Origin of the sequence: Flavobacterium oreochromis, from assembly GCF_019565455.1 — a bacterium.
Classification (GTDB): domain Bacteria; phylum Bacteroidota; class Bacteroidia; order Flavobacteriales; family Flavobacteriaceae; genus Flavobacterium; species Flavobacterium oreochromis.
In genome coordinates this window covers 1,469,703-1,483,333 of sequence record NZ_CP067377.1, presented here as the reverse complement: position 1 = coordinate 1,483,333, position 13,631 = coordinate 1,469,703, and the positions used below count along the sequence as shown (strand labels likewise).

Below are 13,631 nucleotides of genomic sequence, written 5' to 3'. Positions count from 1 at the left end.
ATTTATACTAAATGACCGTTATCGATAGTAACTATTTTATTACATTTTTGCTCCCAATATGGATTTTTACTGACCACAACTAATGTCCAATCGTGTTCTTTATTGGTCAGATAATCAATTATTTCTTTAGCTGATTTATCATCTGATTTATCTACAGGATCTTCAAGGAATAAAATTCTAGGTTGTTGAATAATACAACGTGCTAAAACAATTTTTTGAGTTACTGATGAATTGATTTGCTTTCCTTCAGGAAAAAGTTGGGTATCTAATCCATTTGGAAGATTTTTAATTACTTCGGTTAATTTTACTTTGTCTAAAACATCTATGAGTTGTTCCATAGTAATATTACTATTATTACACGTAATATTTTCTAAAATAGTTCCTTCAAACGGTGCTTCATTTAAGGTAACAATAGCTATTTTAGCTCTAAATTCTTCTAATGAATATTTTTTATAATTAGTTTCATTAAGATAAATAGTTCCTGAACTAGGTTCTATCAATCGTGCTAATAATCGTATAAGTGTTGTTTTTCCTGCCCCATTATCCCCTTTAATTAGTACACGATCTTTTGGTTCTATTTTTATATTAACATTAGATAAAGCAGGTACGTCTGTTCCTTTATAAGAAAATGTTAGATCCTTTGTTTCTATATGTATAGCGGTTATTTTTTCTAATTTATATAAACTACTATCTGTTGTTAAAACTTCTACTTCTTTATCTACAACAGCTCCTAACTTTTCTAATGAAGTAAGAACATCATAAAATAATTCTAAACCTGAAAATAATTTTTCTACAGCGGCTACAATACTTAAAATTACAATTTCAGCGGCTACGAACTGACCTATATTCATTTGCTGATTTAGCACTAAAATCCCTCCTATTATTAATAAGCCAGCAGTTAGTAATATTTTAAATCCTACTAATTGAACAAACTGTTTTCGTAATATTTTAAAATGACTTTCTCTCTGTTCTAAATATTCATTTACTAATTTGTCATTTTTTTCTAAGGAAAATAAGAATAGATTCTGATTTTTAAAACTAATATGATTACGAGCTATCTCCTGCAACCAATGAGCTACTTTATATTTATATTTTGATTCTTTTAAACTAGTTGCTAATCCAACTTCAAAATTCATACGGTAAATAAGGTATAATAAAATTATTAATATTATTCCAAAAAAAATAAAGAAGGAATGATATAAGGATAGTAAAACAATTCCAAAAAGAATTTGTAATAATGCTGTAGAAATATCTAATAATAATTTTGAAACTCCTTTTTGTACATTTAAGGTATCAAAAAAACGATTAGCTAATTCAGGAGGGTATTCATTATGAAATTCACTCGTTTTTATTCTTGGAAATCGGTACGCAAATTCGAAAGAAGCACGAACAAATATTTTTTGTTGCAAGTTTTCAGTAATTCGAAACTGCATAATTTTCATAATTCCAGCTAGGGCAACACCTACAATTACTACAAAGACTAACACAACCCAAGATGTACTTATTTGTCCTGCTTGTATAAAATTTATAATAGTTTGTATTCCTAATGGTAATGATAAACTTATTATACCGGCAAAAATGGCGTATAAAAAAATCTGATATATATCTCTTTTATCTAAAGAAATAAGTTTTTTAAATCGTTCAAATGGCGTCATAATATTGTTTTTTTAGCTAAATCAATAAAGAAACTAGACACATCGTCTTTTTCATTAAAATTAGTAATTGTTTTAAAATGTTGTTTTATAAATTGTTGATGTAATGCTCCTTCTACTATAGTAGAAGACAAACTTTTTGCATACTGGTAAGAAGGATTTATTTCATTAATAATATCAACTAATCTATTTACTACCCTTTTATATACTAAAAAATAACCTTCTTTATTTTCCTCATCTACTTCTTTAGTTAAAAAGGTTTTTGTAAACTCTGAAACAATGATTCTATTTAAAATAGCTTCATTTATATGAGGTGTATTAGTATCATCTTGTATATTTTGAGAAACTATTTGAATAGCTTTTTCTAACTTTTCTTGTACATCTTTAATATTAGTAGTGCTAAAAACTATATGATATTCCATCCAAGCCCAATACCAAGATGATAAATACAACATCAACTTGTGTTTATTTTCAAAATAACGATAAATAGAACTTTCATTAGATTGAATTCGTTCTCCTAGTTTTTTAAAGGTAAACAAATCAAAACCTATTTCATCTATAAGAATAATACTATTCTGAATAATTTTTCTTCCTAATTCTGAAGTTTCAGGATCTTTGACATATAATTTGTCATTGACTGCTATTTTTATGTTTGAAAAAAGATGTTTCATTATTATCATTTTAAACAAACATACAAACAAATATAATAGTAACACTATTAATTTAGGAAGTTTAACTTTTATTTAATAAAACCCACTTAATTAGAAGACTATTGTCTTAAATAGCATAATTATAATCTATAAAAATTCACAAAAAATAAAGCGGCTTTTTGTAAATTTGGGTAAAAAGCCCCAATGCCCAAATACAATTACTTGATAATCTTTATTTTGTTGTTTCCTATATGTTTATATGGACAGGAAACTGCTGATTTTTATATAAAAAAAATCTTACTTTATCAATATAGTAATCAAACGCCTAATTATCAATTAACCAGTTATAACAAACTAATCATTACAGCGGATCCTAAAAATTCATACGGTCATATTGATACCATTTATAAATATAAAAGGGGTAATAAAATCATTAAAGAAATTGATTCGTCTGATTACAAATTCAAAAAAATAATATCAAAACAACATTTGTATCAAGCCGAAAAAATTTCAGTTATTACTAAAAATAAAAAAAACATAAAAGAAGAGATAATTGCTACACGTATGGCTGGCTTTAAAGAACCTATAGCAGAATACTTTACACTACAATTACATCCTTTTAATCTCTATGATTCAAAATTAGAAATTGCAGAAAAAGAATACACAAATCCTATTTCAGAAAAAGGCTTAAATAAATACATTTTCTCTATTCTTAATTATACATCTGAACAAAATCGAAAACTTGTACGAATAAAATTTAATCCAAAAAACTCTAAAAATAAAAGTTTAGTAAAAGGAGAAATACTTGTAGATATTGAAAACTTTAATATTGCCAAGGCTCGTTTTTATACATTAGGAAAAATAGAATGCCGCTCAATACATTCATATACTTATAATGAAGTAGCTCATCATTGGATTCCTTCACATACACAATTAATTCTAAAAAAGGAAATAGCAAATATCCAATAAAAATTTTAGGAGAATATATTACTTTTGAAGATTCTGAAAAAAATACAACCCGAAAGGGAAGAAATACGCTACTGATTTTCTTGAAATAATTGTTACTACTGAGTATTCACAATTAACTTTAGGAAACTTTCCTATAGAAAAAAAATATTTTCCTATTTCTTTATCTAATAAGGCTACTAACCGAAAAGAATCCATTTCGTTTGAATCTTTTAATGATTCTATTGATAAACGGAGTTTGCCTACTTACCTATCTTTAGACAGCTTAATAACTGCCAGAAAATATGAAAAAAAGCTTAAAATTGGTCGCAAAATAATTAATGGATACTACCCTATAAGTTTTTTCGATTTAGATTTACGCTATCTCTTCAAATTCAATAATCATGAAGGTATTCGTATAGGATTAGGAGGTATTACTAATGATCATTTTTCTAAATATTTCAAAACAGAAGCTTATTTTGGTTATGGAACTAAAGATTATGATTTTAAAAAAGGGCTTACAGCTTCCTTTTTACTAGACCGTACTTCTGAAACATGGTTTGGAATTGGTTATCAAGATGATGTAACTGAAATAGCTAACAATAATTTTGAAATAGATAGAAAAACATTTAAAATTTATGACTCAAGACCTTTTAACTTAACGACTTTCTTTGATCATCATACTTATAGAGCATTTATAGAAAATAAAATAATTCCCAAAACGGAATCTATTCTTCAACTAACAAAAAGTAATATCACCCCTTTATTCAATTATCATTATGAAATTGATGGTCAATCATATAAAACATTTTATTTAAACGCACTTACCTTTTCTTTACAATGGAATCCTTTTAGCAAATACATGCAAACTCCTAGCGGTAGAATTGAATATAGAAAAGAATATCCAAAATTTACTTTTCAGCTTTCAAAAACACTTCCTTTCTCTTTAAATGACTTATTTCAGTATACACGGTATGATTTTCGATTTGAATACCAAAAAAAAGTATTCAATAATCACAAAATTGATTTTAAAATAGAAACAGGATATATAGATGGCATAGCCCCTATCACACATTTATACAGTCATTCACCTAATAATTTACAAAAGGAAAAAATGATTGAACGAATAAATTTTGCTGGAAGAGAGAGCTTTGAGACAATGTTTTTTAATGAATTTTTTTCAAACAAAGCTCTTTATGCTCATATTCAATATCAACTCCCTAAATGGGAAATTAGTAGACAAATAAATCCTATTTTTAATACTGTTCTTAGATACGGATTAGGAAGTCTTAACTCAAAAGACAATCATAAAGAAATTACATTCAAAACCCTTGAAAAAGGTTACTGGGAATCAGGTATAGAAATAACCCAAATCTATAACGGCTTAGGTATTTCTAGCTTTTACAGATTTGGGCCTAATCAACTACCTTCATTCAAAGATAATTTAGCTATAAAACTAAGTTTACAAATTGATTTAGGGTTTAATGATTAATACTGATGGCAAATTACTAAGCCATAAATTATTAGAAGCTACTAGTTTTTTCCAACTTTCAAGACTAATCAACATTAAATCTTGTTTAACTAAAAATGCTTTTTGAACTTGATTTTCTTTCACTATAGAAATATTATCCGGGAATTCTCTATCTAATGATTCAATGGCATTTTTTATTAAATAATTTGTTTCTAATTGATGTTTTACATCAATTACATTCACCTTAGAATTATTATTGTAAACAAACTTTTGAATATAATCAACTAAAAAAGCATCTTCCGAGCAAAAGAAAGGAACAAAAATTTTATCTAAAGATTGCAATTCATTATCTGCTAGTATTCCAAGAGGTGTTTTATTTTTAGAAATTATTTGCTGTGTTCGTTCATCAAATATAGAATTAGCAAATAAGCCTTCTTTACCCGTTAACTTATCCAATAACCTATCTGGATTAATTAATCGCGTAGTAAACCCAATTACTTTTCCTAAAAGGGATCCTTCAAAAATTGATTTACCTAAACCAACTAGTAATAAATCATAATCTCCTTTTCCTGCTACTTCAGCAATATCTGTTTCTATATCTACTGTAGCCTTAAAAATAGTAGATATTTCTTGGTTTAAATTTTTAGATTCTTCTAAAATAGGGATAAAAGATTCTTTTTCATATTCTTCTGTATTATAACCGTGCATTTCATCGCTTACAGAAAGGTGCATGGCTGTAATAACAGAATTTTCTTTTTTTTTTTTGTTAAAGCATTAGCCACTTTTAATAATGATTTCCCTTTTTCGTGATTTCCAAAAGAAATTAATATTTTAAATTTATGAATGCCTTCTACAATATCTGGAACAATTTGATCTTTTGTTCTAAAAATAAAATTGATTAAATCTAACGCAGGACCTGTCATAAAGGTTGTAACTAAAGCCATGATAACCATCATAGTAAAAATTTCAGAAGTAAGCACTCCTAAATCATATCCTATATTTAAGACTACTAACTCCATTAAACCGCGTGTATTCATGAGGGCTCCTATCATAAAACTATCTTTCCAAGTCTGCCCAACAAATTTAGAAGTCAATGCTCCTCCTATAAATTTACCTGTTACAGCAACCAGTATAATAAAGCCTGTTACCTTCCATAAATAAGGCTCATTAATTAACCCTATCTGTGTTCTTAATCCTGTAAAAACAAAAAATAATGGAAGTAATAAAATTAAGGAAACATCTTCAACCTTATCTATAAAAATATGTCTAAACTTAGCTATATCAGGCATAATCGCTCCCGTCATAAAAGCACCAAATAAAGCATGAATCCCTATAATTTCAGTACAATATGAAGAAATAATTAAAGTCAAAAAGAAAATAGCAACCACAGGTTTACTCAAATTGTCACTGGTTGAATATAAATCTCCTACTCTTTTTAGAAAGGGTTTCACCAAAAATAACATAACCAATACATAAATGGCAGCTAATGCAATTATGTATAATGAACTAGCAAAAGTACCTGCTTTTACAATAGCAATAACTGCTGCTAAAAGGCACCAAGCGGTTATATCATCAGCTGCCGCACATGTGATTACTACAGTGCCTAGTTTTGTTTTATGCAATCCTCTTTCTTGTACTATACGAGCTAAAACTGGAAATGCGGTAATACTCATAGCAATGCCTAAAAACAAAGCAAAAGATAAGAATTCTACTCCTTCAGGGGCAAATTTATGATATACAAAATAAGCTAAAACCATTCCTAATGCAAAAGGAATAATAATACTGGCATGACTTATAACAACTGCATCATTAGCCTTATTTTTTAATACTTTTAAATCCAGTTCCATCCCAATTACGAACATAAAAAGAATTAACCCTATCTGACTTAAAAATTGAAGATTACCTAATGATTCAACAGGAAAAATAAGGCTTGTAAATTCTGGAAAATACATTCCTACTACAGAAGGTCCTAAAAATATACCTGCAATAATCTCACCTATTACAGACGGTTGACCAATTTTTCTAAAAATCCAACCAAAAAAACGAGCCACTATGACTATAGTGATAATCTGGGCTAATAAAATTGCTAAAGGATGTTTTATATTATGAATAAGTGATTCTAAAAATTGCCCCCCATAATGTATGATTTGAATTAGGAGCAATCACTTTCCTACCTATCTCTAAGTTTTTTCCTTGTTGAACAATCCAGTACATTAGCGCTGTAAAAACTCCAGTAACAGTAAAATAGAAAATAGCGTTTTTAAGTTTTTTTCATTTTTTCATAAATACATAATGTGTACAAATATGGTAAAATATGAATTGAAATAAAACAATAAGACACACATTTAATTAAAAAATAATGTTACAAAATCTTCTCTACAAAAGTTAGATGAATTGACTAAAAAAATAGAATTGGTTTTTCTAAATTTGTAATCGCTTTTACAGAATATGAAAAAATTATTAAGCCTTGGTTTTTGGGAGTTAATCGCCCGACTTATTTTACGCAACAAAATTACTGTTTTATCAATTGTTATCGCGTTAACAATCGGATTAGCTTCTCAATGGAAACACATTCGTTTTACACAAACAGAAGCAAATCTAATACCTCAAGATGATAAGATAAATATTGATTACACCCATTTTCTTAAAACTTTTGGAGAAGAAGGGAACTTGATTATTATTGCTACAAAAGATGCTAAACTTTTCACTCCTAAAGTCTTTAAGGACTGGAAAGTAATGATAAATAATATTCAAAAACAGGAAGAAGTAGATTTAATTATTTCACCAGACAACCTAAAGACACTTGTAAAAGATGATTCCCAACAGACTTTTGTTTTAAAAAATCTTGTTGATTCTACAAAAACTAGTAAACAAGATTATCTAACTAATGTAAAAAAACAATTATTAGATAGTCTCCCTTTTTATGAAGGATTATTATATAATAAACAATCAGGTGCTATTCGTGCAGCTATTTATATAGACAAAAAGATTGTTAATACTAAAAAACGAAAAGATTATGTACTATATAAACTTATTCCTGAATTAGAAAAATTTGAAAAAAATACGGGTATCACACTTCATAAATCAGGAATGCCTTACATACGTACATTAAATGCTAAAACCATTATTGACGAAATAGGCCTTTTCATAGGAGCTGCTTTATTAGTAACTGGGCTTATTTTCTTCTTCTTTTTCGTTCTTTTCGAGCAACTGCTATTTCTCTTTTAATAGTAATAATAGGGGTTATGTGGTCATTTGGTTTATTAGGATTACTAAATTATGAAATAACAGTTTTAACAGCTTTAGTTCCTACTCTAGTCATTGTTATTGGAATACCTAACTGTATTTTCCTAATCAACAAATACCACCAAGAGTATTATAAACACAAAAACAAAGCTAAAGCCTTACAACGCGTTATAACGAAAACAGGAACGGCTACCTTAATGACGAACCTAACTACCGCTTTAGGGTTTGCCACTTTTATTGCAACAAATAACACTTTATTAGTAGAATTTGGAGTAATTACTTCTATTAATATTTTAGCTATTTATGTACTCTGTATGCTTATCATACCTGTATTTTTTAGTTATATTCCTGCTCCAATTCCACGACATCTAGGACATTTAGAAAGAGAATATTTAACCTCTTTCTTTAATTGGATTATAAATACAGTTAAATATAACAAAATAGGAGTTTACACTGTTTCAATCTGTTTACTAATTATTGGAATGATTGGGATTCATAAAATTAAGATTTCAGGCTCTATTATAGAAGACATGCCTAAAAAAACTGCATTTTTGATGATATACGTTTTTTTGAAAAAGAATTTGACGGTGTAATGCCTCTTGAAATCATGATCGACACCAAACGTAAAAAAGGAATCATGAAACTTTCTATGCTCAAACGTATGGAAGAACTAGAACAAACTATTCATGAAATACCAGAATTATCTAAACCATTATCTATTGTAAGCTTAATAAAATATTCTAAACAAGCCTATTACAACGGTAATCCCGATTTCTACGAATTACCCACAGCACAGGAGCAAGCTTTCATCCTTTCCTATGCTAAAAATGCGACTAAAAACTCTAAAGATAACTTAATGAAGAGTTATGTAGATCCCACAGGTCAATATGCACGTATAACCACTTTCATAAAAGATGAAAATGGAGAAAAAATGGAAACTATTGAATCTCAGCTTCGCACTAAAATAAATAAACTATTTCCATCGCCTCGCTACGAAGTTATTATTACAGGAAAACCATCTGTGTTTCAAAAAGGCACTCAATATTTGTTAGACAATTTACTTTCTTCCTTATTAATGGCATTTGCTTTAACAGCGGGATTAGTAGCCATCATGTTCCGTTCTTTCAAAATGGTTATAGTATCTATTATTCCTAATTTATTACCTCTATTAATGACTGCTGGATTAATGGGCTTTTTGGGTATTCCCTTAAAACCTTCTACCATTTTAGTATTCGGAATTGCATTTGGTATGTCTGTTGATGATACCTTGCGATTTTTGGCACAGTACCGTTTAGAGCTTTCTCGTAACGACTGGAAGATTAAAAAATCAGTTTTTGCTACTTTCGACGATGCGGGCATTAGCATGTTTTATACTTCAATCGTTCTTTTCTTTGGTTTTTCAGTATTTATGCTATCTAGTTTCGGCGGAACAGTTGCGCTAGGCGGATTAGTAGCCTTAACATTAAGTTTTGGTATGCTTTCAAACTTAGTCTTACTTCCTTCATTAGTACTTTCTTTAAACAAAACATTAGCAAACAAACAAGAATTACCTGAACCTATTATTGATATTCTAGAACCTAGTGATGAAGCTGTGGAAGCAGTCGAGAAAAAATAAATTTGAAATTTTAGCCCTAACAGGTTTTAAGAACCTGTTAGGACTGCTCATTTCCAAACTAATCAAGCTTAAATTATAATATTCCATCATGAACCGATATTTTAATTTAGTGATTCTGCTACTATTTATAGCAGCATGTCAAAATAGAACCTTAGAAAAATGGAAAGAAGACAAAGAAGCTTGTAATGGGTTTAGAAGTGTAGGAATAACCGAGGAACTATTAAAAAAAATCCCAATTCAGAACAAGACTTATCTATTTATCATTGATAAATTTGGAATTCCTGACAAAGAACACCATACATCTAAATTTAACAAATTCCTTAAATACACGATAGAAAACAACTGTCATATAAAAGAGAAAGACATTTGTATTTTAACAATTAATATAGAAAGAAACAAAGTAATCAATTTCTCAATCAGCTGTACGTAATACATTTTTTACTTACCAGACCTAACAGGTTTTGAAAACCTGTTAGGTCTTACAGATAATAACTTTCACTTTTTAACCAAATCCACTATATTTGCAGATTATAACCTTAAAAAGTTTTTAGGTTCAGTTATTCTGAATTCAAAAATCTAAATTCTCGTATTACAAATGAAACATACAAAAATTAAGGACTTACTAAACAGTACCAAGACATTACATGAAGTAACCGCTAAAGGATGGGTAAGAACTTTTAGAAATAATCAATTCATCGCGTTAAATGACGGTTCAACGATTCATAATATTCAGTGTGTGGTAGATTTTGAAAACACTGCTGAAACTACTTTAAAAAGAATTACTACTGGAGCGGCTGTAGCGGTAACTGGTGAATTAGTAGAAAGTCGTGGTTCGGGTCAGAAATACGAAATTCAAGTAACTAAATTGGAAATTTTGGGAGATAGCGATCCCGAAAAATTCCCAATGCAACCTAAAAAACACTCTTTAGAATTCTTAAGAGAAAATGCACACTTACGCATCCGAACAAACACTTTTGGAGCTATTATGCGTGTGCGTTCCGCTTTATCTTTTGCAGTACACCAATATTTCCAACAAAAAGGATTTTTCTATGTAAATACGCCTATCATTACAGGTTCTGATGCAGAAGGCGCAGGTGAAATGTTTAGAGTTTCTGCTTTACCTTTTGATGAAACACCTAGAAATGAAGATGGAACGATTAATTTTAAAGAAGATTTCTTTGGAAGAGAAACAAATTTAACGGTTTCTGGTCAGTTAGAAGGCGAAACTTATGCCATGGCTTTAGGTCAAGTCTATACTTTTGGACCCACTTTCCGTGCAGAAAATTCAAACACCTCTCGTCACTTAGCTGAATTCTGGATGATTGAACCAGAAGTAGCTTTCAACGACTTGGCTGACAACATGGATTTAGCGGAAGATTTCATCAAATATGTAATCAAATATGCTGTTGACAATTGTTCAGAAGATTTAAAATTCTTAGAATCACGTTTATTAGATGAGGAAAAACAAAAGCCTCAAGCAGAACGTAGTGAAATGCCATTATTAGAAAAATTAAGTTTTGTATTAGACAATAACTTCAAACGTGTTTCGTATACAGAAGCTATAGATATCTTAAAAGATTCAACTCCTAATAAAAAGAAGAAATTCCAATACTTGATTGACGAATGGGGAGCTGACTTACAAAGTGAACACGAGCGTTTCTTAGTGGAAAAACACTTTAAATGCCCTGTAATCTTATTTGATTACCCTGCAAAAATAAAAGCTTTCTACATGCGTTTGAACGAAAACACAGAACCTGGAAAAGAAACCGTACGTGCTATGGACATCCTTTTCCCAGGCATTGGTGAGATTGTAGGTGGTTCACAAAGAGAAGAACGTTTAGACGTTCTGATCGAAAAGATGAAAGCTCTAGGCATTCATGAAGAAGAGTTATGGTGGTATTTAGACACACGTCGTTTTGGTTCCGCAGTTCACTCAGGCTTTGGCTTAGGCTTTGAACGTTTGGTATTATTTGTAACGGGTATGACTAATATTCGCGACGTAATTCCTTTTCCTAGAACTCCACAAAATGCTGAATTTTAATCAATAGTTGATTCGTTGATTTGGTTATTTTTAAAAAGAACAAATAACCAAATCGACAAATAACCGAATAATCGAAAATGTTAAAACAAAATTTAAACTTAAAATTATCTCAAAAACTTTCTCCTCAACAAATTCAGTTGATGAAGCTCATACAATTACCCACACAAGCTTTTGAACAACGTTTGATGGAAGAAATGAACGAAAACCCTGCGCTAGAAGGAGGAATCGTAGAAGATGAAGAAAAGTTTGAAAAAGATGAGTTTGACACTGATGAATATGATGATTTTGATGATTCAGATAGCATTGATGCAAACGATATTAATATAGATGAATATTTAAGTAACGACGAAACTCCTGATTATAAAACACAAAGTAATAATTATAGTGATGATGACGATGAATACGAAGCTCCTTTTATCGCTTCAGTCAGTTTTCATCAGGATTTAATAAACCAGCTCAATACTTTTGTCTTAACGGATGAAGAAAATGATATAGCTGAGTTTTTAATTGGCAGTATGGATGATGACGGATACTTACGCAGAAGTATTGCAGACATAGTAGATGATATGGCATTTACACAAGCCATCTACACTGATGAAACTCGTGTTAATAAAATTCTTTGCTCAATCATCCACGAATTAGAACCTTCTGGGGTAGGTGCTCGTGATTTACAAGAATGTTTATTATTACAATTAAAACATAAAACCCCAACAGAATCTATTGAATTAGCTATTCAAATTATCGAGGACCAATTTGATGCTTTTACCAAAAAACACTACGAAAAACTATTGCAAAAATACGGTGTTTCCAAAGAATATTTAAGAAAAGCAATTGATGAAATTGAAAAACTAAATCCTAAACCGGGAGGTGCCTTTGCTGGTAATACTAAAATCACAGAGCACATAGTTCCTGATTTCATGATTAGGATTAACGATGATGAATTAGAATTAACTCTAAATGGCAGAAATGCTCCTGAGCTTCACGTTTCTAAAGACTATCAAGAAATGATGAAAACGTATAAGGACTCTAAAGATAAATCAAATGCACAACGTGATGCTGTTCAATTCATCAAACAAAAACTTGATTCTGCTAAATGGTTTATTGACGCAATTAAACAACGTCAAGAAACTTTGTATGTTACCATGAATGCAATCATGCTTTTTCAAAAGGAATATTTTTTAGATGGTGATGAAACAAAACTAAAACCAATGATCTTAAAAGATATCGCCGATATGATTGGGTTGGATATTTCTACAGTTTCTCGAGTAGCAAACAGTAAATATGTAGACACTCCTTACGGTACAAAACTACTAAAGGATTTCTTCAGTGAAGCGATGATGAATGATCAAGGAGAAGAAGTTTCAACTATTGAAATTAAGAAAATCCTCCAACAAGTCATTAAGGAGGAAGATAAAAGCAAACCTCTTCCTGATGATCAATTAGCTGTCATTTTAAAAGAGCGCGGTTATCCTATTGCCAGAAGGACAGTAGCTAAATATCGTGAACAATTAGAGATACCTGTTGCGAGGATGCGTAAGAAAATCTAATTAAATCCTGTAAAAAAGGTTGTGTAAAAACAAACAATACCAATAAAAGAAATACTAAAAGCATTCTATACAAATATAGATTCCACCTGTTGGTACTATTTCTTAATAGTAAAACCCAAAATTAGAAAATGTTTTTTGTTTTTACACAACCTTTTTTTACCACTTTGCAACTCGTTTGTATCTATAAAAAAGATATTATTGCCTCTTAAAAACGCTCTAAAATAAAATATTTTCAAAAAAGTCACTGAAGATTCACACTATCTTTTTATAATAATATAGATAAAATTTAACCCTAAATTATTATACACGATTCATTAGCAATAATTATTTCATCGAAATACAAAAACTACAAAATTAGAAATAGCAAACGTATCCCTGAACAAAATAAATCCAATTTATATAAATCAATATTTTTTTAATAATAAAAAGCACTCTAAACAAATCTTTTCTAATAAAGCATTGTG

7 protein-coding genes and 2 pseudogenes are annotated in these 13,631 nt (G+C 29.6%); 6 read left to right on the top strand and 3 right to left on the bottom strand.

Translation table 11 applies throughout. The annotated features are described in order from the left end of the window. Window positions 1–2: 2 nt before the first annotated feature. On the bottom strand, window positions 3–1,655 hold the full coding sequence (locus JJC03_RS07085) for a peptidase domain-containing ABC transporter (protein WP_088397896.1): 1,653 nt from the start codon (window positions 1,653–1,655) through the stop codon (window positions 3–5). Then, window positions 1,652–2,323: a TetR/AcrR family transcriptional regulator gene (locus tag JJC03_RS07080; RefSeq protein ID WP_088397895.1), complete on the bottom strand. Its 672-nt coding sequence runs from the start codon at window positions 2,321–2,323 to the stop codon at window positions 1,652–1,654. The genes JJC03_RS07085 and JJC03_RS07080 overlap by 4 nt, the downstream gene beginning before the upstream one ends. A gap of 183 nt (window positions 2,324–2,506) precedes the next feature. Between JJC03_RS07080 and JJC03_RS07075 the strand changes: the two genes are divergently transcribed. Then, window positions 2,507–3,271 (top strand): DUF5686 family protein, encoded by a 765-nt coding sequence (locus tag JJC03_RS07075; protein ID WP_235874224.1) that lies wholly within the window; start codon window positions 2,507–2,509, stop codon window positions 3,269–3,271. A gap of 235 nt (window positions 3,272–3,506) precedes the next feature. Continuing rightward, window positions 3,507–4,739, top strand: coding sequence for a DUF5686 family C-terminal domain-containing protein (locus JJC03_RS07070; RefSeq protein ID WP_235874223.1), 1,233 nt, complete (start codon window positions 3,507–3,509; stop codon window positions 4,737–4,739). Here the strand turns inward: JJC03_RS07070 and JJC03_RS07065 are convergent. After that, window positions 4,722–6,932 (bottom strand): annotated as a pseudogene (locus JJC03_RS07065) (cation:proton antiporter). The gene JJC03_RS07070 and the pseudogene JJC03_RS07065 overlap by 18 nt on opposite strands. Before the next feature lie 234 nt (window positions 6,933–7,166). Between JJC03_RS07065 and JJC03_RS07060 the strand changes: the two are divergent. The 4 genes and pseudogenes from JJC03_RS07060 to rpoN all read left to right on the top strand — a co-directional run bounded on the left by JJC03_RS07060 (window position 7,167) and on the right by rpoN (window position 13,167). Further along, window positions 7,167–9,579: pseudogene (locus tag JJC03_RS07060) on the top strand (efflux RND transporter permease subunit). 109 nt (window positions 9,580–9,688) lie between these two features. After that, window positions 9,689–10,009, top strand: coding sequence for a hypothetical protein (locus JJC03_RS07055; protein WP_235874222.1), 321 nt, complete (start codon window positions 9,689–9,691; stop codon window positions 10,007–10,009). A gap of 165 nt (window positions 10,010–10,174) precedes the next feature. Continuing rightward, window positions 10,175–11,620: an asparagine--tRNA ligase gene (gene asnS, locus JJC03_RS07050; protein WP_235874221.1), complete on the top strand. Its 1,446-nt coding sequence runs from the start codon at window positions 10,175–10,177 to the stop codon at window positions 11,618–11,620. A gap of 77 nt (window positions 11,621–11,697) precedes the next feature. Then, complete coding sequence (gene rpoN / locus JJC03_RS07045) at window positions 11,698–13,167, top strand: RNA polymerase factor sigma-54 (RefSeq protein ID WP_088444540.1); 1,470 nt, start codon at window positions 11,698–11,700, stop codon at window positions 13,165–13,167. Window positions 13,168–13,631: the final 464 nt, after the last annotated feature.